This window comes from Alishewanella sp. HH-ZS (genome assembly GCF_001704375.1).
In the GTDB taxonomy this organism is placed as follows: domain Bacteria; phylum Pseudomonadota; class Gammaproteobacteria; order Enterobacterales; family Alteromonadaceae; genus Alishewanella; species Alishewanella aestuarii.
Genome location: NZ_LZEJ01000010.1, coordinates 73,945 through 96,918 on the forward strand (window position 1 = coordinate 73,945; position 22,974 = coordinate 96,918).

Sequence of the window (22,974 nt, forward strand, 5' to 3'; positions counted from 1 at the left end):
TTAAAAGTTCAAAGACTGCTGCCTTTCCGACCACTTAATGCTAAAAACTAGGTCTTGACTTTTTACGATATATAACTGAAAGTTGTCCCGCGTCCTAGGACATAGGACTTTCAGTTGGTGGTTAATATGAAAAGTCAAGATATCGTCGTGCTCTTCAAAATAGAGTCGCTCACACAGCGCTGGATCAATCCTAATCGGTATGATGCAGAGTTGCTTGTACCGCATGATTCGTCTATCGATTGGCTGGGCGATGCTCTTCTGCATAACGATGCGCCACCTGTTGCCTTCACTGAGAGTCTGTTTTCCGTAAGAGCCTTAGAGCAGGACACGGGGATCAGCAAATCTCAAGTTAGCTTAAGTCTAAAACGAATGTTTGACGTAGGCCTAGCAAAAGCCGATCGTAAAACCGGCTTACCCAAAACCAACACTCGTGCGCTGCTTGAATTCATCGCATACGGTATCCAATACGTTTTTCCTGCAAAAGAAGGCGAGGTGACCCGTGGGATCGCCACATCAATTGCTGCGCCGGTTCTGCAAGGTAAGTTAATGACTTCCGGGGAGCTCGCACCAATCTGGCCTTATTTCAAAGGGCAGACTAAAGGTGTGGCTGTTCAACCGTTACATGAAAATATCTTTGCCGCTATTCGAACAGATGATTTAACGTACGCATTATTAGCGCTAACCGATGCTGTTAGGATTGGCCATTCCCGGGAGCGAGGGATCGCTATCGACATGATGCGTAAACTTTTGCGGGTAAGCTCATGAGTAAGATCAATTTCCAAAAAGAGATGCTAGTCCAGGTGGCCACTGCTCTGGATGAATTGCTGCCCCAGGTCGTGTTTATCGGCGGGTGTACCACCGGGCTATTTCTAACTGATGATTTCACCAAAGAGCAGGTTCGATATACCGATGATGTTGACTTAATTGTGCATGCTGGAGGTTTTGGTGCCTGGGCTCAACTTGCTGAGCGTTTGCGGCAATTAGGCTTTCGTGAGTCAATGGAGCGGGACGTTATTTGCACGATGATGCTCGGGCGGCTTAAAGTAGACTTTATGCCGGATGACGACAGAATTCTTGGGTTTAGCAACCGTTGGTATCGTGATGCGATGGCAACTGCTCGGGATTTTACGCTGACTGAGGCGATCACTATTAAGCTCGTCGAGCCGGTTTATTTTGTGGCCACAAAGCTTGAGGCGTATTTAGGGCGGGGAAACGGTGATGCGCTATCCAGCCACGATATTGAGGATTTGATTAATATCTTTGATGGACGCGCAGAAATTGTTGCTGAGGTTAACGCGGTTGATGGGGAGCTTAGAGACTTTATTCGAATTCAGCTTCAAGCGCTGCTTGACGATGCTAATTTTGAGTATGCCGTGCAAAGCGCGACAGGGAACAATAGCGCGCGGGAGTCACTCATTTTTGAACGCATTGAGGCCTGTTTATGAGCGCCGCAGATATCGCTCAGCCTGAGGGCTTTATTGCGTTGCCAGGATCTGCTCAACTGCTTTATGACGATGCGACGGTAATATTTCGCTTTAAAGATCTCTTGTTGTTGGCGATGTTTGATATCTCAACGTCACGCCCCTTGCCAAAAAATATGTTATTAACGACCTTTAAAACGTCTGTCGATGATGCGATAGCCTGCTCTGAACTGGCTACAGAGCCAGTATCATTATTGAACACGCTGCAATGCTTCGCTGGGAAGCTCAATGAGCAGCTAAGCGGCGGATGTGTCAGTATCACGGTGGCGTTTATTGATGCGCAGCGGGTATGGGGCTATTGTGCCGGCGATGTGAGAATGGGCTGTTTGCGAGGAGGTGCTCTGAATTGGCTTTCGCCAGTTCATACCGCGGCGAATGTTTTTGTACCCTTTACTGACGAGCTAAAATCTTCACCAAGTCGCCATATCTTGACGCGGTGTTTGAAGCTTCACCGCACTTTTCAGCCAGAGTATTTTCAATTCGATCTCCCTGATGAGAGCCTGCTTGTTTGTGCGACGGATGGATTTTGGTGTGATTCACATTGGGGCAATCCACAAAGCCTGGTAAGTGAACCATCCCAACGCCCCATCGATGATTGCACGTGTCTGTGGTTTAACCCAAGCGCATTATTGGCAAAAGCTGCGCCGTCGCTGGCACACAATGAGCTGCAATTTATCTCGCAATACGACCACCTTGAGCTCCGTGCTTAATACAAAAAAATCATAACTAAGTTTGGCCGTTTTTACCCAACAAACCTTTCTCTTTGACACCCACCAATTTCCGGCTATGCACTGATTGTGGGATTATGTAGCGGGATACCCAAAATACAAAATAGTCGAACAATAAGATAGCCGTTTTGCTCGACTCCGCCGCCCGAAGAGCGAGTGCCATGGATGGCACGAGTGACAAATTCGCCGGGAGCACAAAATTGTCTGGAACAATTTTGGACCGCGCGAGCGCGGGTCCGAAGGACTGAGGCAGGAAAGCCTCAGCAAATTTGGACGCACTTTAGTGCGGCCCCTAAGGGGTTGAGGGCAGGAAGCCCGCAACAATCCCTGACTCTCTGCCCACGCCAAAAGCGTGGGCCTTATTCATTTATAAGGACGAGACTGGGGCAAGGTCCAAACCCTGCTGCGCTATTATCTCAACCCAAACCGCTTTAACACCTCAGCGCGCTCGGCCGCTGGCAGGGCAGCCAGTTTCTGCTCGGCTCGCTTGTTCAGCCGGATCACCGAACCGCGTTGTAATTGACGTAACTGTTGTGACAACTCCAGCTCGCCCTGTGCGGTAAATTGTGGCTGCAGTAGGCTACGGCACTCATTTACGCCGGGCGCAAAGCCCAGTTTGCGGGCATAGGCATCTAACTGGCTGCTGGCAACGGCCTGGCTCTGCAACTGACAGTACTCAATATTGGAGTAAACATAGCTGTTATTGCTGGCCAGCGCATTCAGGCTGAACAGAGCGGTCAACGACACCACAGCATTAACTAATAATTTCATCACGATCTCCGGTTAAGTTAGGTAAACTGTGCGCAGTTTAGGCCTACCTTGTGACAGCGCTATGGCGGAAACACGAGATTAATTGTGACAAAAGGATAAGAATTTCTTATGCATGACTTGCCTTATCTGCGCGGCTATCCGGACACGCTGCGCCAGCAGGTACAGCGACTGCTGGCAGCAGGTAAGCTGGCGGCAACCCTGGCCCAGCGCTATCCACAAAGTAGCCACGATATTCAAACCGATAAAGCCCTGTATGATTACACTCAGTTGTTAAAGCGGCAATATATGAAAAGCAGCGAGCCAATCAGCAAAGCCGTATTCGATCCAAAAATCCATGTTATTAATAATGCCCTGGGTACCCATACCCAAATCAGCCGGGTGCAGGGTGGTAAGCTGAAAAGTAAAAACGAAATCCGCATCGCCAGTCAGTTAAAGCAGTTGCCCTTGCCGCTGTTAAGAATGGTGGTGGTACATGAACTGGCGCATCTGCGGGAAAAGGAACATAACAAGGCTTTTTATCAGCTGTGTCAGTATATGGAACCGGCTTATCACCAGCTGGAGTTTGATTTACGGCTCTATCTTACCTGGCAGGATAGTGGCAGCGCCGCATAAAAAAGGGCGCCGGGGAAAGACCAACCCCAGGCGCCCCTACCAGGGAAGTGTTAGAAGCTTACTGTGTAGCGCAGCGTCCACAAGCGGCCAATCCAGTCATGTACTGAGCTGGCATAGCCATTGGTTGGCGAAGACGCATAAGGTGGCGCCTTGTCGGTCAGATTACGAACCGCCAGGCTAATGCTCTGGTTATCGGTAATGTCGTACCCCAGGCTACCGCTCAACGTGGTCCAGGACTTCACGGTTTCATTGCCGCCAAAGCGGAAATCACCATCGCCCATAGAGCTGGCGTAGTGTGCTGACAAGCTGGCTTTCCAATTGCCTGAGCGCCAATCGGTACCAAAATCCGCCACCAGATCCGGCCGGGCAATTTCGTTGGCGCCGGATAAGCGGCCCAGCAAATCTTCTTTTGGTGAGTCCGGCGTTAACTGCCGCTCATAATTAAAGGTTTTGGTGCCTGTGGCATAGAACTTAAAGCTGCCGTAATTAGTATCCAGCCGGTAGTTCAGGTTAACGTCGATACCATCAGTTTCCTGACTACCGATGTTATAAAAGCCGGTGCGCAGGAACACCAGTTCGTTGTTCACTACTACACAACCAAAGCTGTCGCCCAGCGCGGCTTCACTGCCGGTTACCGGCACGTCACCACTTAAACAACCACGCAGGGTAGTGATTGAATCGTAGTCAACGATATCGGTATGCCGGTAACGCCAGTAATCCACGGTCAGTTGCAGGCTATCGGTCAGGTTCCACGACATGCCGACGTTAAGAGCCCGCGATTTCTCAGCGTCTAACTCTTTATTGCCGACCCGCTCTTCGTCATAACCAATTTCAACCGGCTGGTTACCGCAGAAGCTGAGGAACGGCTGACCCGGTAAACAGCTGATATAGTTAAAGCCCAGTGATTTACCGGCACCAATTTGCGACAACGACGGTGCTCTGAAGCCGGTACTGGCAGAAGCACGCAGGATCAGATTGTCGGTAGCGCGGTAGCGTAGTGACAGTTTGGGGTTAACATCACTGCCAAAATCGCTGTAGCTGTCGTAACGCAGAGCAGCAATGGCAGAAGGCTGATCAGAGATTTTCTCACGGCGGTATTCGCCACCGAACACCGATTGCACTGAGCCTGCCGGCATGGTGAAGAGTTCACCGTTTAAGCTGAAATCGACGGATAATACCGAGGAATTACCTTTACGTGGTGCCATCTCGCGCATGCCATCAATGACGCTTTGTGGCGTATCCAGGCCCAGGTTGAACGGGTTAAAACTTCCATTATCAACGGCCTGGCGGACTTTGGCGCGCGAGAAATAGCCAGAGACATGACGGATCTCGCTGTCTGATTTACCGTAGCTGAGGGCGGTTTCATAACCCCAGTTACCTAGTTCACCCCGGATGCCGGCAAGCGCGCGGTACGCCTGGTCGTCAAACTCCTGGCTACGACGCTCCGGAAAGCGGGTACGCAGGCGGATGTTATTATTTGGGTTACCATCCAGTGCATTGATGGTTCTGGCCCAGTTCGGTACAAAGGCCGCGCTACCAGGAACCGTAATATCTAAACCGGCCGGCGCATCATAAGTAAAACCGGTATTGCGCTGGTACATGGCTTCGGAAAAGAACTCACGGTTATTACCAAGATCGTAATAGTGATTTACAGTGGTACCAAAGTTACGGGTCTCCGGCTGGATTGCCCGTTGGATCACGTAGTCATATACACAGCGACTGTTGCCATTACTGGTATCTGTGCCGCATCAGGGTTCCGGATAGTCACGGCCATCAATGGTGACTCGGGTATTGGACTTAAAAGTGACTTCAACATCGCGGTCTTTATTAAACAGGGCGTTGCGGTCAAAGTAGTCGATGACCACTGTGGTATTGCTGTTTGCGGTGCGAAAGCCGCCGACATAGGTTAAATTTTTGCGGTTAAAATCATGGCTGGAAGTATCATCGCCATACATCACAGACAGTTCATGGCCCTCAAAATCTTTGCGCAGGATAAAGTTAATTACGCCGGCAATGGCGTCTGAACCGTAGACCGATGAGGCGCCGTCAGTTAGGATCTCAACCCGTTCAATGGCTGACATTGGAATGGCATTAACGTTGACAAAGGTATCAGCACCATTGGCAAAAGAGTCAACGGCGACCCGGCGACCATTCACCAGCACCAGCGTTGAGCTGCTGCCTAAACCACGTAAACTGACGCCAGCTGAACCCGCCGGGGTGCCATCGTTACCGGCAGTACTGCCAATTTCATTAAAGGTACCGGCACTGGCCTGAGGTAAATCACGTAAAAAGCTGCTGATGCTGTCATAGCCGCGGCTGGTCAGTTCATCCCGGCTAAATACCTGTAGTGGGTTAGCGCCTTCCATATCCACGCCCTTGAGGCGTGAACCTGTGACTTCAATCTTCTCAATCTGCGGCTCTTCAGTCGCGGCTTGTTGCGCCATGGCGCTGGCAGATAGCGCCATAGCCACAGCCAGACTCATCCGGGGAAAACCGGATCAGGTTGCTTTGCTTCATTTTTATTCCTCTGGATAGTTTTATTGTTTTGACGTTGCCGTTAGCGACAATCGGGTTATAAAAGCTGCGTCAAAGCAAAACCAGCCAAAGAAGCGCGACCATAGGTATGCTGCGGCTAAAACCGGAGACAACACTAAGGAGGAGCGTTATAGATGGACGCCTCTGCCTGACGCAGAGGGAGAACTAATTATTGAACCACTCGGACAGATAATAGGGAGCACAGTAGTAGCCGTAGCGATTGCATGCGCATTTTTGCATTAGCTGCCTCCTGTGATAATGGGAGATGAAAAATCAAACTGTCGCTATAATTCGCCGATCTATCGCAGACTGTCAAGTAAATTTTTTCGCCAAGGGTCCAAACTGTGATTTTAGTCTGTCTGGAGCATTGCCGACGGTCCGGCCGATTGCTAGAATCGCAGCGCTTTTCACCGCTCGGGCTTCGCGCCTGTACGCTTATTAATCGGGGTTTGTATGCGTCGATTTGTCTTACCTGTAGTACTTAGTAGCTTTACCCTCTGTTCTGCCGCTGTGCTGGCTAAGCCTGCAGCAGTGGTATTTAGCAGTGATTTTGAAAAATCGGCCCTTACGCCCTGGCGACAGTTAGGCGAGTGTCAGCTTAGCAGCGAACAACCACGCACCGGACAGCAGGCACTGCGCTGTGCCGCCGGTACCAGCAGTTTATTTAGCCGCGATGCATTAAGTGAACTGGGCTTACTGGAGTTTTGGGTGTTACCTGAAACCGAGTTTACCAGCTACCGCATCCAGGTTTTGGTGGCCGAGCGCAATGCGGTTGACGCCAATTGGTCACCAGTTGCAGTGATTGAGCATCATGGGGGGAGTGCCGGCTACCAGGCGCACCGCATCTCGGTTGATGATCCGGGCCGTAAGTTTCTGCGGCTGGATATCGAGGCAAATCAGGGGTTTGTGCAACTGGACGATGTGCAGGTAGAGCGCATTCTGCTGGCGACAGCCTTACATAAGAATGAACAACGCATTATCAGCGGTATCCTCGACAAACTGCGCCGCGATCAGAATATTGAATTGCAATCTGAGTCCTTCCGCACCCTTGGTAGCAATTATGCCGCGCAACTGGAGGTGCAGCGGCAGTATCTGGAATATGCCAATGCGCTGCACTCCGGGATCTCTTTGGTGCTGGCCAGCTCAGAGCGCAATAAAATGTCGAATCCGATGGCCTACGCCACCTTTCGTAATATTATCAGCGATACGCGCCGGGTCAGTTCTAAAATTCAGCAGGCGCGGCTTAACTCAATGATTAAGCCTTTTGGCGATCTGGTTACTGCCACGCTGAATGTGGTGAGTGCTGGCACCTATGCCGCCTTTGCGGAACCCTTTAAATCCTTTCTGGCGGCCAGCTTTGACCGCTCTAATTATCAGAATGCCGGATTAAGCCGTGCCGATCGTAAGTTTGCCGAAGAACACGGGCTGAAGATCTATCAGGATGCCGAGCGTTTTTTAACTGAACTGGAGCGCGAGTTACAACAGGTCAGCCAGTTAGATAGTGAATTAGCGACAATTCAGCGCAATATTGAACTGTTTCGCCGTGATCTGGAGAAGCAGCTACGCGACACCCTGCTGCACGCTAATATCGCCAGTTCGAAAGAAAATATCAGCCGCGTGCTGAGTAAAGATGAAAAAGTGCGGCAAAGTATCAGTAGCGCCGTGGCCGGTAATATCAGTCTGAAAGCCGGCTCTTATCTGAATGACGGTAACAATACCGAGCTGATCCGCTTTGTCCTGAAAACCTCAGAGTTACTGGAGGCGATGCAAAGCTACCGCGACGGTTTTAATCAAATCACCGCGGCGATGCTAACCTACTACGAGCGCTTTGAACGCTCGATTGCTGCTGAGCAAAACCCTTTTACCGAAAAAGCCGATCGGGATGCCTGGGAAAATCATGCCAAAAAAGCGCGCGATTATCTGAAACAATCCCGCGAGTCGTTTAATAAAGCCTACCTGTAAACTGCTTAAAAAATAAGCAGCGCTGGTATGGTCCGGCTATACTCAAAACGGACGCTGCGATGAGCGTCCGTTGCCGTCACCTTTAATGCGAGGAATGACTATGAGTGCTTACTTTGCCGAGAGTCAATGGGGCAGGGTGCGTGCCCAGGCCAAGCTGCAGTGGGACAGGATCAGCTATGCCGAATTGGAGCAGGCACGCGGCGATCCGGATTATCTTGCCGAATTAGTGCAGGAACGTTACCAGCTGGATGAGGAAGATGCCCGCCAGTGGGTGCAGGAGTTTTTTGATAGTCTCTGATCCCCAGTTGTCGATATTGTGATAACCGGCCACTGCTGCTATTAGCTGGCCGGTTTTTTTTACCGCAATTCCGCTTACTGATACTGCCATTTATCGCAAGGTCGTGGCGCTGTTGCCAGTTCGCCTCGCCTGGGGCGCCGATTTAGGTATAATGCCCGCTGATTCAGGCGATAAAGAGGGTGATACCTTGTTAAAAGCAACTCTGGCAATTGTGCTGTTATCCGGCAGTTTGCTGGCTACAGCGGCAGAACCTCGTACCATGGAAAGAACCATGAAGACCATGGGGTTTGCCTTTAAACTGGCGAATGAGGCCGCGACGCCGGTTGAAGCCTTACCTCATTTGGAGAAACTGTTTCGTTTAACCGAAGACGCCAAGCAGGTGGCCATGCCGGCCGATAAAGCTGCCGTATTTCAGGAAGGTTTGGATAAGGTATTGGCCGAACTGACCTTAGCGAAGCAAGCTGCTGCCGCTGATGATGCCGCTAAACTGCAACAGCACCTGACTCAGGTGGCCCAGTTGCGTGAGCGTTATCATAAAGAACGGCGCTTTAGCTTGTGGAAATTGATCTTTGGCCGTTTTTAAAAGCGCCACGGTGTTCAGCCTGGGCTCAGGCTGCGGGACCTATAGTTAGTTCGAACCTGCAGCAAAGGAGCTTAGAGATGAAAGCCAAGCAAAGCAAGCAACCGCTCGCAGAGCGTTATTATTATCAGCCACATACCGTTGATCTTAGCCGACAGGAACGGCGGGCACTCAGTTTAGTCTGGTCAGAGCCAGATGAAGCGAGGCCTCTGCGTAATACTGAACAGGACACCGAACACTGCGCTGTGCTCGGTTATAACTGAGTTAGTCTTTAGCCCGGCTGATACCGGGCTACAGACTGACGTTTCAAGCTCAGGCCAGACCAACGTAGACGTTTTGCACGTCATCGTCGTTATCAATAGCGTCTAAAAAGGCTTCTACTTCGGCGCGGGCGGCGTCATCCAGGCTTACCGGGTTATTAGCGCGGTAAACCAGTTTGGCAGAATGTACGTCATAGCCAAATTCCGGTAAGGCTTTGGCAACGGCATCCAGATCGGTGCTTTCGGTTAAGAAAATCACTTCACCGTCTTCGCCCTGCTCAAAGTCTTGAGCGCCGGCTTCAATGGCGGCCAGCTCCATGTCGGCATCGGCTGACGTGGGCACGGCTTCAATTTGTCCCAGATGTTTAAAATCCCAGGATACTGAACCTGAACTGCCAAGTTGGCCTTTGCGGAATAAGATGCGCATACTTTGGGCGCTGCGGTTTTTGTTGTCGGTTAAACACTCGACAATAACCGGCACCTGGTGCGGGGCGAAACCCTCGTAAACCACGGTTTCGTAGTTTACCGGGCCATCCAGCAGGCCAGCACCTTTTTTAATTGCCCGCTCCAGCGTATCTTTTGGCATCGACGCCTTTTTGGCCGCTTCAATGGCCGAGCGTAACTTGGCGTTCATGCTGGGATCGGCACCATTGCGCGCGGCAACCATAATTTCTTTGGCAAGTTTGGTAAAAATACGACCTCTGGCATTGGCCGCATCCATTTTATGCTTGGTTTTCCACTGGGCACCCATAACGCATTCCTGTTAAGCTGAAGAAAAATTTCGGTCGGCTAGTCTAGCGAATTGCAGCCATCGGCTGCAACCGCAGACTGGGGTTTTTTAATCCGGCTAGCCGTTGTTGCCGTAAAGCCCATTTTAATTTTTGAGAGCTGGCATGAATTTAGCGCATATCCGGGCAGTAGCCTTTGATTTGGATGGGACTCTGGTCGACTCGCGATTGGATTTTGCGGCGATATGTCAGGATATTGGCTGGCCAGTAGGAACGCCTTTACTGGAGCGGCTGGCTGAATTGGGTGATTGTGCTGAGGCCCGCCGCGCGGCGCAGATTATTTATCAGCATGAAATGCGCGGCGCGGAGCAGGCGTCCTGGATGCCGGGCGCGGCGGCATGTCTGCAGCATCTTATTGCGCAGCGGCTGCCGTTGGCGATTCTAACCCGCAATATGCGTGATGCCACCCGTTTAATGCTACAAAGGTTGCAGATCCCGGTATCGCTGGTATTAACCCGGGAAGATTGTGCGGCCAAGCCGGATCCGGCGGGCTTGTATAGCATCGCTGAATATTATGCCGTCCCTTGTCAGCAGCTGTTGTACGTTGGGGATTATGTGTTTGATCTGCAAACTGCCAGTAACGCCGGTGCCTGGTCTTGCTTGTATCTTAATGATACTAATCAGCATTTCAAACCACTGGCCCACTATCATATTCAGCACTTTAACGAGTTGGCCCAGGCGTTTTAGTAGGCAAATGGTTAATCAGCCAGCAACGGTTGTTATTCCGCACCGGGCGCACTATAGTGGTTGTATAAGAACAACCTGAAAAAAAGGTGCAGAGTGCTGGCGCGGTTAAAGGACAATTTCTATCTGGCAATGATTAGCCTGGTCGGCCTGATAATCACATTATTTGTTACACCTTATGCAATTTACCGGCTAAGTACCGGTAATCTGATTGTGGGTATTGCTGACTTATTGATCGTGTCGTCTGCTATTGCCGCTGTGATTTACGCCTGGCGTACCGGTGATACGGTGCGCCCCGGTAAGTTTCTGGCGGTGGTGTTTTGTGCCGGAGCCGTTATCGTCTGCCTGAACCTGGGCATCAGTGGCGTATTCTGGATTTATCCGCTATTGGTGTTTATCTTTTTTCTGGCCGCGCCACTGACCGCGGTTCTGCTGTCAATGGCGATGCTTGGGGTATTAATTGCTACCGATTTGCTGTGGCCAACCACCATTTTTGAAAGCCACTATCAACTGACGGCCTTTGCGGTTACGGCCTTTATCTCCAGCTTTTTCGCCTATGTGTTTGCCTATCGTACCCAATTACAACGCAACGAACTAAAACAGCTGGCCAGCATTGATAGCCTGACCGGCGCCGGTAATCGTCATACTTTAAATGCCGAACTGGAACTGGCGGTACAGTTAAAGCAAAAACTGGGTAGCCGTTTTGGCGTGATCCTGTTCGATTTGGACCATTTTAAGCAAATTAATGATAACTATGGCCACCGCATTGGTGACGATATGTTGATCCGTCTGGTGCCGCTTATTGCCAGTACGCTAAGACAAAGTGATCGGGTTTTTCGCTTCGGCGGCGAGGAGTTTCTGGTGTTACTGCGTGATATGCAAGCGGAGGATTTACCCTTGTTAGCTGAAAAGATCCGCCAGCGGGTAGAAGCAGAACTGCTGTTACCCGATGGCAAGGCGGTAACCTTGTCAGCGGGAACGGCTATGTTACAGACGACAGAAGATTGGGAGCAATGGTTGCACCGGGCGGATATGGCGCTGTATCAGGCCAAACATCAGGGCCGCAACCAGGTGGTTGCAGCCTGATTTTATTACGGAACCGGGCAGCCGGCCTGCGGCCGTAGCAACGGCATTAACAGCGGTGACATGCCATTAAGTACCTGCAGTGGCAGTGCCGAGGTAAAGAAATACTCTTCAGCGGCGTTACCCGGCAGATAAACCGAAATTACCCCAAAATGCCGCTCTCCCAGATAGAATGCGAAAGTAGCAGTGCGGTTTAATGCCCGCGACTGCACGGTTTCGCCGCGGCTGTTGACGGTACTGATCCTGTTATCACCGGTGCCGGTTTTACCGCCAATCAGTGGCAGTTGCGGTGCATTCGGTAAGCTAAAGTACTGTTGTAAACGCCGGCCTGTACCTTGTTGCACCACACCGGCCAGATTTTCCCGCAGTACCTGTGCCACCTCAGGCAGCATAACCCGTTCCATTTCGACTTCGGTGCGGGCCAGGCTAACGGCATAGGGCGTATCGCGACCAAAATCCAATGATTCAACACGGAACATCGGTAAACGGCGGCCGCCGTTTTGGATAATGCCCATCAACTCCGCTAACGCGGCCGGACGATCGCCTGAGCTACCCAGCGCAGTCGCCAGTGACGGGACCAGGAAGTCGAATGGATAACCCAGCCGTTGCCAGCGCTGATGGATATCCCAGAAGGCTTCAATTTCCAGCATAGTGCGAATACGGTTATCCCGGGCGCTACGGGACTGAGTGCGGAACAGCCACTGATAGGCCTGCTGGCGCACGTCAGCACTTAAACTGACGGCCTCCGACAGCGTCGGATTGGGTTGTTGCTGTAAATAACCGAGTAACCATAATTCCAGCGGGTGACTGCGGGCCAGATAAGCCTGATCCGGTAAACTGAACTCGGTCGGCGCATATTTACGGTACAGTTGCCGCCACTGCGCTACCGTTAGCGGGTTATCGGCAAAGCGCTGCTGCATAAAGCGGATAAAGTCCGCCTCGTTGACATCCGGGTAGATAAACCGATAACCGGCGCTTAAGCGGTCCGGGGTTTGCCGTAAGCCATTTAAGAACACTTCCAGCCGTTGCTCAGCCGTTAAGCGGTGATATTTACGCCAGAAGCGTTGCAAAAAGCTAACTCCTTCCTTATCGGCAAAGCGACGCAGATACTGATCGCGGCGCGGGTCATTATCGTTTTTCAGTAGCTGATAGCTGCTGCTTTCGCCGTGATAAATACTATAGTTAACAATTTCCTGGGTTAAACGAACAAAGGGTAGGTTAATCGACTCATACAACGCCTGTCGCATTGTCGGCACCATCCGATCTTCCTCGCGGCGGAAGTTGCTAAAGGTATGCAGGCCGCCACCGGTAAAGAAACTCATGCGTGGATCAGCTGAAAATTCACGGTCCATCGCAGCGTTGAGCATCGTCAGTAAACTCACACCGGGATTCGCAATCAGATAATTAATCGCCCATTGCGATAATTGATCCTGCGGTGCAATTTCCAGTAATGCCAGCGAACTGACCGGTTGCTCAGAATAGGTCTGATGCAGCTCAGCAACGATTTCCAGATAAGTAGTCAGCATCCGTAACTTGGCGGTAGAGCCCAGTTCCAGCTTGCCACCTTCATTTAAATCAAAGGGTTGCTCAGCATGGTTATCGGTTTGTACCCGCAGCTTATTGCCGGTGGGCGTGCTCTCGTACAGGGTAAAGCTGTATTTTACACCGCGCAGCTGGTCTTCCCGTAATAAGCGCGGGCCGATAATACCGGCTTGCTGTGCCGGCGCTAATTGCTCCAGCCGCTCCAGATAGCGTTTAATTTGTTGTTGCAGCGCCAGATCCAGAGTGGTTTGTACCGTCAGATCCAAACGATCGGTTTGGTACAGAGTGCGCTCCAGCAAGGCTGCAATACGGTTACGCACCAGTAGTGCGGTTTTATCCAACTGTGGTCGCGGTGTTGTGGCAGCGCTTTGGAAGCTAAGTCGCTGCGCCATCGCCTGCTCCAGCCAGTTTTGGTTGATAATATTGGCCTGGCGCAGTAAGCGTAAATGGCTGTCGACCAGCTGCTCCAACTCGGCACGGCCTTGCAACAGATAAAAACTCGGCCGGCGCTGGGCAATAATCAGCGCCATAACCTGCCGTAATGCTAAGCCATGCGCCGGCGTCGCCGTACTGTCTTTTAACAGCTGATTGACCCTGACGGGATCAGCACCAAACCAGGCGTGCAAACCATCGGCCATGCCGTGAACTTCGCCGGCTTGCGGTGTCGCTGCCAGCGGTACCGTATTGATATAGTCCAGCGCAATTTGTTTGCGCCTTTCCATGGTTTCCCGGGCTGGCTGATAAGCGCGCACCGATGCTGAAACCATTTGCTGCAGCTTATCCAGGACGTCAGCAGTAAAACCCTGATTAGAGTGCCGGTATTTTTCAATTTGTGTTGCCAGCGTACTGCCACCAGCTGCCGCTGCATCGCGTCCGAGCAGCTTTTTGGTTTGTGCCAGCACCGCAGCACCCAGGCGCGACCAATCTACCGCAGGGTTGGCAAAGGGCGTTATCTGGAACAAATCGCGGTTCTCTACATAGAGTAGGGCTCGCAATAATAATGGCGCGACGTCGTCAAAATGTGGGTATTGAAACTCCGGCTTATGAAAGCTAAACAGTGCATCTTGACGGCAGTCAAAAATCTGCAGCCCCCATTGGCTTTTTTGAGCGTAGGGTGGATAAAAGCCCCAGTCGGCATAGCGTTGCAGTGCCGGTGAAAAGCGGCTTTGCTCTGTAATACTATAGCCTTGTTGTTGCAGGCTGCTCAGCCAGTGCGGCAGATGGCTGTAACCAGCGCGCTGGTCAAAAGGACCGCCTTGCGGATAAACCGGTGCTTCGTCTTCAGGTGCCGGCCCCTTGCCCTGACTAAAGGTCAGCTGTTGCGCCAGATAATGCCAGACTTTAGATTGCAGAACACTGGTGCGCATTTCCTGATAAGTCAGACCAGCCAGTAAAATCAGCAACAATAACCAGAGCAACCATTTTAGCGGCCGCCAGTTAATAGGTTGTTTGGGGCCTGTCGCTGCCGGGCGGGCGCGCGGCGCGGCGTTATCCCGAACATTATCGAAATTGCGCCGATTAATTAGTGGTGGCGCGTCTAACGGTGCATCACCTAGTCGGGGTTCAACCCTTTGCTGATCTGACATAATCTGACTTACTGCACTTCCTGTGGATTAAGCTGTTGGGCTCTGGCTAAGCGCTCAGGATCGGCAGTTAGCTGCCAGCACTGTAAATTATCAATAATAAGCTGGCTTAGAGCCTGGATATGGTCCGGTCGATCATTTAGCGCGCTGATATATTCATAGCGCTTACCGCCGGCATGTTCAAAGTATTCTTTATTTTCTTCGCCAATTTCTTCGATGGTTTCCAGACAATCGGCGGAGAAACCTGGGCAAAATACCTGCACCGAACTGACTCCTTGTGCCGGTAAGGCCTTTAAGGTTTCATCGGTATAGGGTTTCAGCCATTCTTCACGGCCGAAGCGTGATTGAAAGGTGGTTACATACTGCTCGGGCTTAAGCTGTAACGCTTCAGCAATCAGCCGCGAGGTTTTATAACACTCGCAGTGATAGGGATCGCCGTTCATTAAATAGCGTTTCGGGATGCCATGATAAGAAAATAGCAACTTATCGGCCTGACCATGCTGCTGCCAGTGTTCTCTGATACGGTTGGCACAGGCGGCAATATAGGCCGGATAATCATGATAATGGCTGATAAAGCGCAGATCGGGCAGCCAGCGCCGCTGCATAAAATCGCGTGCCAACTCGTCAAAGCTTGAGGCCGAGGTCGAAGCTGAATACTGTGGATACAAGGGTAGGACAATCAACTTGCGGACCCCTTGTTGCATCATCCGCTCCAGCACAGACTGAAAACTGGGGTTGCCGTAGCGCATGGCAAAGTCTACCACCAGATCCGGATAGCCGCGCGTGGCCAATTCGGCAGCCACAGCCTTAGTTTGACTGACAGTATGAAACAGTAGCGGCGAGCCTTGTTCAGTAAATACCGTTTGATAAGCCTTGGCCGAGCGGCGCGGCCGGATATTTAAAATGACGCCATTTAAAATAAACCACCACAACAGGCGCGGCACTTCAACGACCCGGGGATCGGATAGAAACTGCTTTAAATAGCGTTTTAATGCTTTTGGGTTAGCTTCATCCGGTGTACCGAGGTTGGTTAACAATACCCCGATCTTATCGGCTCTGGCGTGACTAAAATCTTTACTATTAATAAATCCCATAAGACGCTGCGCTCCTGATTATACTAAAGCCGGCATTACGGCGAAGGAGCCCCGTTAGATCGCCCGGCTTTAAAGTGATCTTAGCAGTTTCAGCTGCGTAAACCTATGACTGAAACAGAATATTTAGCATCACTGGTCAGACCGCACTCCGGTACCGGTACGAGGTCTAACCTGTTAAGGTGTAATAGATATCAGGGAGAACTGAATGCGTAGAATCCTCGTTTTTTTGCTGGCAGTGTTATTGGCGGCCAGCGCCGGCTCGGTGATCCAAAGCCTGGTGAATCTGCAGGCTATCGCCGCTCTGGCAGGTTCCATTGCCACCGCTGATCAACTGAGTACCCTCTGGTTTGATTTAAGGCACTTTATGCCAGTACTGGCGGCGATTTTCCTGCCTATTATGTTGTTGAGTTTAATCGCCGCCCGGTTGCTACTTAACCGCACGCCTTTGATTAAAGCCCCTACGGTGTTTGCTATTACCGCCCTTGCCACCTGGCTGGCGTTATCTGTGATTAATCAGCTGGCACCGATGCCAACCCTAATAGCATTAAACCGCACCTTAGCAGGCACCCTGATGTTGCTTGCCTGCAGTGGTCTGGGCGCTGTTTTCTATCATTATTTTAGTCGTAGCAGGAGTGTTGCATGAGCCTGAACCGAATGCTTTTTCTCTCTCTGATGTTAGTTGTCGCGCCGGTTGCGCTGACAACTGAGCCGTTGACTGCAGATCCGCTGCCGACCAAGCCAAAAGTACAGACACTTACCGAGGGCCTGGAATATCCCTGGTCATTAAGTTTTTTACCCTCTGGTGGCTTTTTGCTAACCGAGCGCAGCGGGCAGTTAGTCACCCTCGGTAGCGATGGTCAGGTGTTGCAAAAGTTGGATGTTAACTTACCTGATCTCTATGCCGCCTCACAGGGGGGCTTATTGGAGGTGCTGCTTGCTGAGGATTTCGCGCAAAGCGGCTGCCTGTTTTTAAGCTATGTCTGCGGAACGGCTAATGCCAACAGTGTTTGTTTGGCCAGTGGTAACTGGCAGGACAATCAGCTGACTGATGTAAAACAAATTTTTCGCGCAACTCCAGATCGGCGCGGTGCCGCGCACTATGGTGGTCGTATGGTGCTGCTACCGGATCAAAGCCTGGTACTGACCTTGGGTGACGGCTTTGATTATCGTGAGCAAGCTCAGAATAAAACCAATCACCTGGGGAAAATCGTACGTTTGCAGCAGAATGGCAGCGTGCCAGCCGATAACCCCTTTGTTGGGCAAGCGGCTGTTGCCGCCGAGATTTTTACGCTCGGGCATCGAAATGTGCAGGGCATTGTCTATGATACAGCAACCGGAAAATTGTGGAGTCACGAACATGGCCCCAAAGGTGGCGATGAGCTGAACCTGCTACAAGCCGGTGTTAATTACGGCTGGCCGGTGGCGACCACAGGTATTGATTACACTGGTGCCCGGATTTCTCCCTTTACCCGCTTTACTGGAATGGCTGAGCCGGTATATCAGTGGTCACCTTCGATTGCCCCTGCCGGGATGACGCTGTATCGCGGCGAGGCTTTCCCGCAGTATCAGGGCAACATCTTGATTACGGCTTTAGCGGGCAAGGCTTTGCACCGGTTGGTACTGGACGGCGATAAGGTGGTAGAGGAAGAAAAGCTACTCACTGAACTCGACAGCCGTTTGCGTGATGTGCGTACCGGCCCGGACGGCCTGATCTATATCCTGACCGACGGCCCGGCCGGCAAGTTACTGCGCCTGACCCCGCAGTAACTTATCCACAGCACTCCCATTTTTTCCGCAAAATCAGGGTCTGACCAGTTTATCCACAGCACTACGGTACCAGTCTGACCAGTTAGTGCTGATGGCCACCTTCACCATGGGCGTGGCCATGCGCGATTTCTTCTGCAGTCGCCTCACGTACGCTCAGCACTTCGAGTGCGAAGGTTAGGGTTTTGCCGGCCAGTGGGTGATTGGTATCGACTTCCGCCTTAAACATACCCACTTTGACGATAGTCACCTGACGCTCGCCCTGATCGGTGTTAACCCAGGCCACCATGCCAGGTTTCCACTTTTTAGCCCCCCGCAAATGTTTAACCTGCACGCTCTGGATCGCATCGTCGCGACGTTCACCATAGGCATCACCTGGCGCCAGCGTAATTTCAAGCGTATCGCCGGCAGTCTTACCTTCCAGCGCCGCTTCTAATTTTGGCAACATTTGATTATGGCCATGCAGATAGAGCAGGGGCGCGGCTTTGCGCGAGCTCTCCAGCTCGCCTGAGGCATCGCTTAGGGTGTAGTGGAATTGCACAACGGCATTGTTGGTAATTTGCATAATGATAAGTCTGTTAGCTGATAAAAGTGGTGCCATTATATGATATCCACCTACAGATAACAGCTCTCGCTGCGAGTCAGGCGTCAAAGTAAACTGGTATGACCGGTACCGGAGACCTGTGGATAAACAGGTCAGACCGGTACCGGAGTGGTGTGGATAAGTGGTGCGGATCAAATCAGGTGGCGGCTTTCATCTTGCTGACAAAGTCGCGAAGCTTAGTGAGCAGTAGCTCAGGCTCGTGTTGGTGTTGTTCAATCAGTTTGACGATAGCCGAACCGCTAATTGCCCCGGCAGCGCCGTTTTGGATCGCATCTTTTACCTGCTCAGGTGCGGAGATCCCGAAACCCAGCAGGGGTGGCGCTGGATTATAAGCACGAATGCGCGCGATCAGCTCCGAGGTTGGCATCGCGGCCTTGGTTTCGGCACCGGTCACGCCGGCGCGACTTAAAAGATAGGTATAGCCGCGGCCATAAGAGGCGATAGCGCGTAGGTCATCATCATCGACATTTGGTGGCACGATATAAATCGGTGCGATGTTTTGTGCCATCGCGGCTTGGCGGAACAGCTTACTCTCATGCAGCGGCACATCAGCAATCAGTACCGAGTCGACGCCGGCAGTCGCCGCTTGTTGGTAAAACTGAGTAATGCCTTTAGCCATTACCAGGTTTGAATATAGTAATAAACCAATAGGTACTGCTGGGGCATAGGCGCGGATTTTCTCAATCAGCTCAAAGCTGACTGCCGGTGTCACGCCAGCGGCCAGCGCCCGGATATTGGCATTTTGAATCGTTGGGCCGTCAGCAATAGGATCAGAGAACGGAATACCCAGCTCCAGCGCATCGGCGCCGCCATCGACCAGGGCTTTTAAAATTTCAAACGACAGCGCCGGGTTCGGATCACCAAGGGTCACGAAGGGTACAAAGGCACCGCGGCCTTCGTTATTAAGCCGCTGAAACATTTGTTGATAACGCTGCATCTTATACTCCTCCCTGCTGCGCCGCTAACACGCTATGCACGTGGGCCAAATCTTTATCACCACGGCCGGATAAATTCACCAGTAACACCATTGGCTTTGTGGCGTCAGCAGCAATTTTTAACGCCTGGGCTACCGCATGCGAGCTTTCCAGTGCCGGAATAATGCCTTCGGCTTTGGCCAGATGTTGGAACGCCGCCAAAGCTTCATCATCATTAATCGCCACGTACTGCGCGCGACCACTTTGCTGCAGATAGGTATGTTGTGGCCCGACCGCCGGGTAGTCTAAACCGGCCGAAATCGAATACGACTCTTCAATCTGACCATCACTGGTTTGCATAATGGCAGTATAGGCACCGTGCAAAATACCATAGCTGCCGGTACTTAACGCCGCGCCATGCTGATGGGTGTTAATACCCATGCCACCGGGTTCGACGCCAATCAGTTTCACACCAGCTTCATCAATAAAGTCAGCGAAAATGCCAATCGCATTAGAGCCACCACCGACACAGGCAATCACCGCATCCGGTAATGTGCCCTCGGCTTTTAAGATCTGTTGTTTGGCTTCTTCACCAATCATCCGTTGGAAGTCACGCACAATAGTGGGGAACGGATGTGGGCCTGCTGCGGTACCCAGCATATAGTGGGTGGTTTCATAGGTAGCTGACCAGTCGCGCATCGCTTCGTTTACGGCATCCTTTAGCGTACCGGAGCCTGCCGTCACCGGAATCACGGTCGCGCCCATCAGCTTCATCCGAAACACGTTCGGCTGCTGGCGTTCAATATCTTTAGCACCCATATAGATGCGGCATTTTAAGCCCAACAGCGCACACGCCAGCGCTGTGGCCACACCGTGCTGGCCGGCACCGGTCTCGGCGATCACTTCTTTTTTACCCATGCGTTTGGTTAACAGCGCCTGACCTAACACCTGGTTGGTCTTATGCGCGCCGCCATGCAGCAGGTCTTCACGCTTTAAGTAAATTTTAACCAGCGGGTTAGGTGATAAGTTACGGGTTAGCGTCAGCGGCGTTGGCCGGCCGGCATATTCGGTTAGTAATTGCTGAAACTCGGCTAAAAAGGCCGGATCCTGCTGTGCTTCGACAAAGGCGGCTTCCAGCTGCTTTAACGCCGGCACCAGCAACTGTGGTACGAACATGCCGCCATATTCGCCGAAATAGGGGTTTAGTTTTAACTCACTCATCAGTTCTGCTCACCCTTAGTATTGGTTTTGCTCTGAAAATCGAAATGACGGATGGCGCTAAAGGCCGCCGCCAGTTTAGTGTGATCTTTAATGCCCGGCGCACTCTCTAATCCGGAGTTTAAATCCAGCCCCGCCACCGGTAAGGCCAGCGCCTGCGCCACGTTATCCGGATTCAGGCCGCCGGCTAACATAATAGGTTGTGCGCTGTTAAGCGCTGACAGTAGCGACCAGTCAAAACAGAGGCCACTGCCGCCATGCTGGCTGGCATGAAAACTATCCAGCAAGATCCTATCGGCCAGTGGGCTAAACGCTGGTAGCCGGTTTTGCACCCGATAGGCTTGCCAAATCTGACAATCTGCCGGTAATAGCGGACGCAGGGCAGCAAGGTAAGCCTCATCCTCTTCGCCATGTAGCTGCACTGCCGCCAGCTGAAGTGCCTTAGCCAGCTCAGCCACTTCAGCTAGTGGGCTATTGACAAAAACGCCAACAAAGCGAAGTTTAGCGGCATGAACCAGCTGTTGCGCCTGCTCCGGTGTCACATAGCGCGGTGACGCCTTGGCAAAGATTAAACCACCATAGTAAGCCCCGGCTTTGGCCACCGCTTTAACATCTTCAATCCGGGTTAAACCACAGACTTTATGCTCGCCGATAATCAGCCGCTGACAGGCAGCGGCCAGATCGGCTTCAGCCATCAGTGAGCTGCCGACTAAAAAGGCATCAGCGACCTGCAGCAGCTCTCGTACCTGCTGATTACGATAAATGCCGGACTCCGATACCACAGTGCGATCAGCTGGGATCAGCTGCCGCAGGCGAAAGCTGGTATTTAAGTCCGTACTCAGATCGCGCAGGTTGCGGTTATTGATCCCAATTAATTTGGCGCCAAGCTCCACCGCCTGTAGGGTTTCTTCTTCGTTACTGACTTCGGTTAGTACCGTCATCTGCAGCTCGGCGGCAATGGCGGCTAACAGCTGATACTGCTGGGGTGATAAAATCGACAGCATTAACAGTACCGCATCGGCACCGGCAGCCCGCCCGGCATAGATCTGGTAGGGATCAATTATAAAGTCTTTATGCAGCAGCGGCTTGTCAGATAAGGCGCGCATCTGCTCCAGATATTGATAGCTGCCCTGAAAAAACTCGCTGTCGGTCAACACCGAGATGCAGTCGGCGTATTGGTTGTACACCTGACTAATAGCGCTAAGATCAAAATCCGCCCGAATTAAGCCTTTTGACGGTGAGGCCTTTTTACACTCCAGAATAAACCGGGCGCCAGGCTGCTGCAAAGCGGCCAGAAAATCGCGGCTGGTCGGGGTAACGCCGGCGATAAAGTGTTCCAGTGGCCTCTCTTCCGCCATAGCCGAGACTTCAGTTAACTTATTGCTGACGATTTTCGCCAGTACCCCGGTAATGGTTTTATTGTGTAATACCAGTTCAGCCACGGCTTAACTCCTGCATTTTTTCCAACGTCGCCATCGCCTTACCACTGGTCAGTTGCTCTAACACAGCGCGGGTATTCACTTTCAAATCCTGGCCTAAACCGGCAATTTTTAGCATTGCCGCCACATTTACTGCTACTGCCTGATTGTGTGCCTCTTCGCCACGGCCTTGCAAAATGGCCAGCGTCGCTGCCGCATTTTGCTCCGGCTCGCCACCAGCTAAGGCACTAAGAGGAGTCATATTCAGGCCAAAATCTTCCGGCGTAAGCGTAAATTCGCGCAGTGCACCGTCTTTTAGCTCACAGACATAAGTATTGCCATGCAGCGCCACTTCGTCACAGCCGCTACCATGCACCACCCAGGCGCGCTCAGTACCCAGTTGCTGTAAGACTTCGGCCATCACCCGGCACAGCGCCGGATCGTAGACGCCAAGTAGCTGAAAAGCAGGCCGCGCCGGGTTAATTAAAGGCCCGAGCAAGTTAAAAATAGTTCTGCTTTTCAACGCATTGCGTACCGGCATCGCATGCTTAATGCCGCTGTGATACAAGGGCGCAAATAAGAAAGTACATTGCGAATCGGCCAGCATAGTGGCTGCCTGTTGTGGGCTTTGCTGGATGTTGAGTCCCAGATGCTCCAGTAAGTCAGCAGAGCCCGAACGTGATGACACACTGCGGTTGCCATGTTTTACCACCGGCAACCCCATACTGGCGGCGACGATGGCGGCAGTGCTGGAGATATTAATGGTATTGCTGCCATCACCGCCGGTACCACAGCAGTCGATGCTCGGTTTGGTCGTAGCCGGGAATGGTGCGGCGGCTTGCAGTAATGCACTGGCTGCACCGGTTATTTCGGCGCTGCTTTCACCACGTACTTTCAGGGCCGCTAACATGGCGGTTAGATGTAGTGGATCGACCTGACCGGTCACCACAGCACTAAAGAATTGCTCGGCTTGCTCCCGGCTAAGTGCTTTACCGGTCAGTGCTTGTTGCACCAGCGGTAAAACCCCGACCTCTGTGTTGTTAAGATCTGTCATG

At 51.9% G+C, this 22,974-nt stretch carries 23 protein-coding genes; 12 read left to right on the forward strand and 11 right to left on the reverse strand.

Going from position 1 to position 22,974, the window contains the following annotated elements; translation table 11 throughout:
* Positions 1 to 126: 126 nt before the first annotated feature.
* From A9165_RS05720 to A9165_RS05730, 3 genes are read left to right on the forward strand one after another with little or no spacing between them, the layout of a single operon-like run.
* Positions 127 to 765, forward strand: coding sequence for a hypothetical protein (locus tag A9165_RS05720; protein ID WP_008951725.1), 639 nt, complete (start codon positions 127 to 129; stop codon positions 763 to 765).
* Positions 762 to 1,445, forward strand: a complete 684-nt coding sequence (locus tag A9165_RS05725) for a hypothetical protein (RefSeq protein WP_065955223.1) — start codon at positions 762 to 764, stop codon at positions 1,443 to 1,445. Before A9165_RS05720 ends, A9165_RS05725 begins: the two co-directional genes overlap by 4 nt.
* On the forward strand, positions 1,442 to 2,191 hold the full coding sequence (locus A9165_RS05730; RefSeq protein WP_065955224.1) for a hypothetical protein: 750 nt from the start codon (positions 1,442 to 1,444) through the stop codon (positions 2,189 to 2,191). Before A9165_RS05725 ends, A9165_RS05730 begins: the two co-directional genes overlap by 4 nt.
* Before the next feature lie 429 nt (positions 2,192 to 2,620).
* Here the strand turns inward: A9165_RS05730 and A9165_RS05735 are convergent, their stop codons facing one another.
* Complete coding sequence (locus A9165_RS05735) at positions 2,621 to 2,980, reverse strand: hypothetical protein (protein ID WP_008951728.1); 360 nt, start codon at positions 2,978 to 2,980, stop codon at positions 2,621 to 2,623.
* 108 nt (positions 2,981 to 3,088) lie between these two features.
* Between A9165_RS05735 and A9165_RS05740 the strand changes: the two genes are divergently transcribed.
* On the forward strand, positions 3,089 to 3,592 hold the full coding sequence (locus A9165_RS05740; RefSeq protein WP_065955225.1) for a YgjP-like metallopeptidase domain-containing protein: 504 nt from the start codon (positions 3,089 to 3,091) through the stop codon (positions 3,590 to 3,592).
* 50 nt (positions 3,593 to 3,642) lie between these two features.
* Here the strand turns inward: A9165_RS05740 and A9165_RS05745 are convergent, their stop codons facing one another.
* Both A9165_RS05745 and A9165_RS17080 read right to left on the reverse strand, forming a co-directional pair.
* Positions 3,643 to 5,292, reverse strand: coding sequence for a TonB-dependent receptor domain-containing protein (locus A9165_RS05745; protein WP_255365652.1), 1,650 nt, complete (start codon positions 5,290 to 5,292; stop codon positions 3,643 to 3,645).
* Between the two features lie 48 nt (positions 5,293 to 5,340).
* Complete coding sequence (locus tag A9165_RS17080; RefSeq protein WP_255365653.1) at positions 5,341 to 6,075, reverse strand: TonB-dependent siderophore receptor; 735 nt, start codon at positions 6,073 to 6,075, stop codon at positions 5,341 to 5,343.
* A gap of 505 nt (positions 6,076 to 6,580) precedes the next feature.
* Between A9165_RS17080 and A9165_RS05750 the strand changes: the two genes are divergently transcribed.
* The 4 genes from A9165_RS05750 to A9165_RS05765 all read left to right on the forward strand — a co-directional run bounded on the left by A9165_RS05750 (position 6,581) and on the right by A9165_RS05765 (position 9,230).
* The gene (locus A9165_RS05750) at positions 6,581 to 8,089 is read left to right on the forward strand and encodes a hypothetical protein (protein ID WP_065955226.1); all 1,509 of its coding nucleotides are present in this window, start codon (positions 6,581 to 6,583) and stop codon (positions 8,087 to 8,089) included.
* 100 nt (positions 8,090 to 8,189) lie between these two features.
* Positions 8,190 to 8,387: a hypothetical protein gene (locus A9165_RS05755; protein WP_008607926.1), complete on the forward strand. Its 198-nt coding sequence runs from the start codon at positions 8,190 to 8,192 to the stop codon at positions 8,385 to 8,387.
* A gap of 151 nt (positions 8,388 to 8,538) precedes the next feature.
* A complete protein-coding gene (locus A9165_RS05760; RefSeq protein WP_008607927.1) occupies positions 8,539 to 8,970 on the forward strand; it encodes a cytochrome b562 in 432 nt (143 codons plus the stop codon).
* A gap of 77 nt (positions 8,971 to 9,047) precedes the next feature.
* Entirely contained in the window at positions 9,048 to 9,230 is a 183-nt protein-coding gene (locus A9165_RS05765; protein ID WP_065955227.1) for a hypothetical protein, read from the forward strand.
* Positions 9,231 to 9,279: 49 nt separating this feature from the next.
* On the opposite strand, the gene A9165_RS05770 is transcribed toward A9165_RS05765, so the two are convergent.
* The gene (locus A9165_RS05770) at positions 9,280 to 9,978 is read right to left on the reverse strand and encodes a YebC/PmpR family DNA-binding transcriptional regulator (RefSeq protein WP_065955228.1); all 699 of its coding nucleotides are present in this window, start codon (positions 9,976 to 9,978) and stop codon (positions 9,280 to 9,282) included.
* 142 nt (positions 9,979 to 10,120) lie between these two features.
* Between A9165_RS05770 and A9165_RS05775 the strand changes: the two genes are divergently transcribed.
* Together A9165_RS05775 and A9165_RS05780 are read left to right on the forward strand one after the other, a co-directional pair.
* A complete protein-coding gene (locus tag A9165_RS05775; protein WP_065955229.1) occupies positions 10,121 to 10,702 on the forward strand; it encodes an HAD family hydrolase in 582 nt (193 codons plus the stop codon).
* A 93-nt stretch (positions 10,703 to 10,795) separates the two neighbouring features.
* Positions 10,796 to 11,785, forward strand: a complete 990-nt coding sequence (locus A9165_RS05780; RefSeq protein ID WP_065955230.1) for a GGDEF domain-containing protein — start codon at positions 10,796 to 10,798, stop codon at positions 11,783 to 11,785.
* Positions 11,786 to 11,790: 5 nt separating this feature from the next.
* Here the strand turns inward: A9165_RS05780 and A9165_RS05785 are convergent, their stop codons facing one another.
* Together A9165_RS05785 and hemH are read right to left on the reverse strand one after the other, a co-directional pair.
* The gene (locus A9165_RS05785; protein WP_065955231.1) at positions 11,791 to 14,910 is read right to left on the reverse strand and encodes a transglycosylase domain-containing protein; all 3,120 of its coding nucleotides are present in this window, start codon (positions 14,908 to 14,910) and stop codon (positions 11,791 to 11,793) included.
* Between the two features lie 8 nt (positions 14,911 to 14,918).
* A complete protein-coding gene (gene hemH, locus A9165_RS05790; RefSeq protein ID WP_008607935.1) occupies positions 14,919 to 16,001 on the reverse strand; it encodes a ferrochelatase in 1,083 nt (360 codons plus the stop codon).
* Positions 16,002 to 16,206: 205 nt separating this feature from the next.
* On the opposite strand from hemH, the gene A9165_RS05795 reads away from it, so the two are divergent.
* Positions 16,207 to 16,644: a hypothetical protein gene (locus tag A9165_RS05795; protein ID WP_008607936.1), complete on the forward strand. Its 438-nt coding sequence runs from the start codon at positions 16,207 to 16,209 to the stop codon at positions 16,642 to 16,644.
* On the forward strand, positions 16,641 to 17,768 hold the full coding sequence (locus A9165_RS05800) for a PQQ-dependent sugar dehydrogenase (RefSeq protein ID WP_065955232.1): 1,128 nt from the start codon (positions 16,641 to 16,643) through the stop codon (positions 17,766 to 17,768). Before A9165_RS05795 ends, A9165_RS05800 begins: the two co-directional genes overlap by 4 nt.
* An 82-nt stretch (positions 17,769 to 17,850) precedes the next feature.
* Here the strand turns inward: A9165_RS05800 and A9165_RS05805 are convergent, their stop codons facing one another.
* The 5 genes from A9165_RS05805 to trpD all read right to left on the reverse strand — a co-directional run bounded on the left by A9165_RS05805 (position 17,851) and on the right by trpD (position 22,973).
* Positions 17,851 to 18,330, reverse strand: a complete 480-nt coding sequence (locus tag A9165_RS05805; protein ID WP_237709384.1) for a peptidylprolyl isomerase — start codon at positions 18,328 to 18,330, stop codon at positions 17,851 to 17,853.
* Between the two features lie 175 nt (positions 18,331 to 18,505).
* The gene (gene trpA, locus A9165_RS05810) at positions 18,506 to 19,306 is read right to left on the reverse strand and encodes a tryptophan synthase subunit alpha (RefSeq protein WP_065955233.1); all 801 of its coding nucleotides are present in this window, start codon (positions 19,304 to 19,306) and stop codon (positions 18,506 to 18,508) included.
* Position 19,307: 1 nt separating this feature from the next.
* Positions 19,308 to 20,504: a tryptophan synthase subunit beta gene (trpB, locus tag A9165_RS05815; protein ID WP_065955234.1), complete on the reverse strand. Its 1,197-nt coding sequence runs from the start codon at positions 20,502 to 20,504 to the stop codon at positions 19,308 to 19,310.
* The gene (trpCF, locus tag A9165_RS05820; RefSeq protein ID WP_065955235.1) at positions 20,504 to 21,943 is read right to left on the reverse strand and encodes a bifunctional indole-3-glycerol-phosphate synthase TrpC/phosphoribosylanthranilate isomerase TrpF; all 1,440 of its coding nucleotides are present in this window, start codon (positions 21,941 to 21,943) and stop codon (positions 20,504 to 20,506) included. Before trpCF ends, trpB begins: the two co-directional genes overlap by 1 nt.
* Positions 21,936 to 22,973, reverse strand: a complete 1,038-nt coding sequence (gene trpD, locus A9165_RS05825; RefSeq protein WP_065955236.1) for an anthranilate phosphoribosyltransferase — start codon at positions 22,971 to 22,973, stop codon at positions 21,936 to 21,938. The genes trpCF and trpD overlap by 8 nt, the downstream gene beginning before the upstream one ends.
* Position 22,974: the final 1 nt, after the last annotated feature.

Coding starts and splice junctions, on each gene's coding strand:
- A9165_RS05800 (WP_065955232.1), top strand. CDS start 16,641: ATGAGCCTGAACCGAATGCTTTTTCTCTCTCTGATGTTAGTTGTCGCG.
- trpB (WP_065955234.1), bottom strand. CDS start 20,504: ATGAGTGAGTTAAAACTAAACCCCTATTTCGGCGAATATGGCGGCATG.
- A9165_RS05795 (WP_008607936.1), top strand. CDS start 16,207: ATGCGTAGAATCCTCGTTTTTTTGCTGGCAGTGTTATTGGCGGCCAGC.
- A9165_RS05765 (WP_065955227.1), top strand. CDS start 9,048: ATGAAAGCCAAGCAAAGCAAGCAACCGCTCGCAGAGCGTTATTATTAT.
- A9165_RS17080 (WP_255365653.1), bottom strand. CDS start 6,075: ATGAGTCTGGCTGTGGCTATGGCGCTATCTGCCAGCGCCATGGCGCAA.
- A9165_RS05785 (WP_065955231.1), bottom strand. CDS start 14,910: ATGTCAGATCAGCAAAGGGTTGAACCCCGACTAGGTGATGCACCGTTA.
- trpA (WP_065955233.1), bottom strand. CDS start 19,306: ATGCAGCGTTATCAACAAATGTTTCAGCGGCTTAATAACGAAGGCCGC.
- A9165_RS05730 (WP_065955224.1), top strand. CDS start 1,442: ATGAGCGCCGCAGATATCGCTCAGCCTGAGGGCTTTATTGCGTTGCCA.
- hemH (WP_008607935.1), bottom strand. CDS start 16,001: ATGGGATTTATTAATAGTAAAGATTTTAGTCACGCCAGAGCCGATAAG.
- A9165_RS05725 (WP_065955223.1), top strand. CDS start 762: ATGAGTAAGATCAATTTCCAAAAAGAGATGCTAGTCCAGGTGGCCACT.
- A9165_RS05750 (WP_065955226.1), top strand. CDS start 6,581: ATGCGTCGATTTGTCTTACCTGTAGTACTTAGTAGCTTTACCCTCTGT.
- A9165_RS05770 (WP_065955228.1), bottom strand. CDS start 9,978: ATGGGTGCCCAGTGGAAAACCAAGCATAAAATGGATGCGGCCAATGCC.
- trpD (WP_065955236.1), bottom strand. CDS start 22,973: ATGACAGATCTTAACAACACAGAGGTCGGGGTTTTACCGCTGGTGCAA.
- A9165_RS05735 (WP_008951728.1), bottom strand. CDS start 2,980: ATGAAATTATTAGTTAATGCTGTGGTGTCGTTGACCGCTCTGTTCAGC.
- A9165_RS05740 (WP_065955225.1), top strand. CDS start 3,089: ATGCATGACTTGCCTTATCTGCGCGGCTATCCGGACACGCTGCGCCAG.
- A9165_RS05760 (WP_008607927.1), top strand. CDS start 8,539: ATGCCCGCTGATTCAGGCGATAAAGAGGGTGATACCTTGTTAAAAGCA.
- A9165_RS05755 (WP_008607926.1), top strand. CDS start 8,190: ATGAGTGCTTACTTTGCCGAGAGTCAATGGGGCAGGGTGCGTGCCCAG.
- A9165_RS05805 (WP_237709384.1), bottom strand. CDS start 18,330: ATGCAAATTACCAACAATGCCGTTGTGCAATTCCACTACACCCTAAGC.
- A9165_RS05720 (WP_008951725.1), top strand. CDS start 127: ATGAAAAGTCAAGATATCGTCGTGCTCTTCAAAATAGAGTCGCTCACA.
- A9165_RS05775 (WP_065955229.1), top strand. CDS start 10,121: ATGAATTTAGCGCATATCCGGGCAGTAGCCTTTGATTTGGATGGGACT.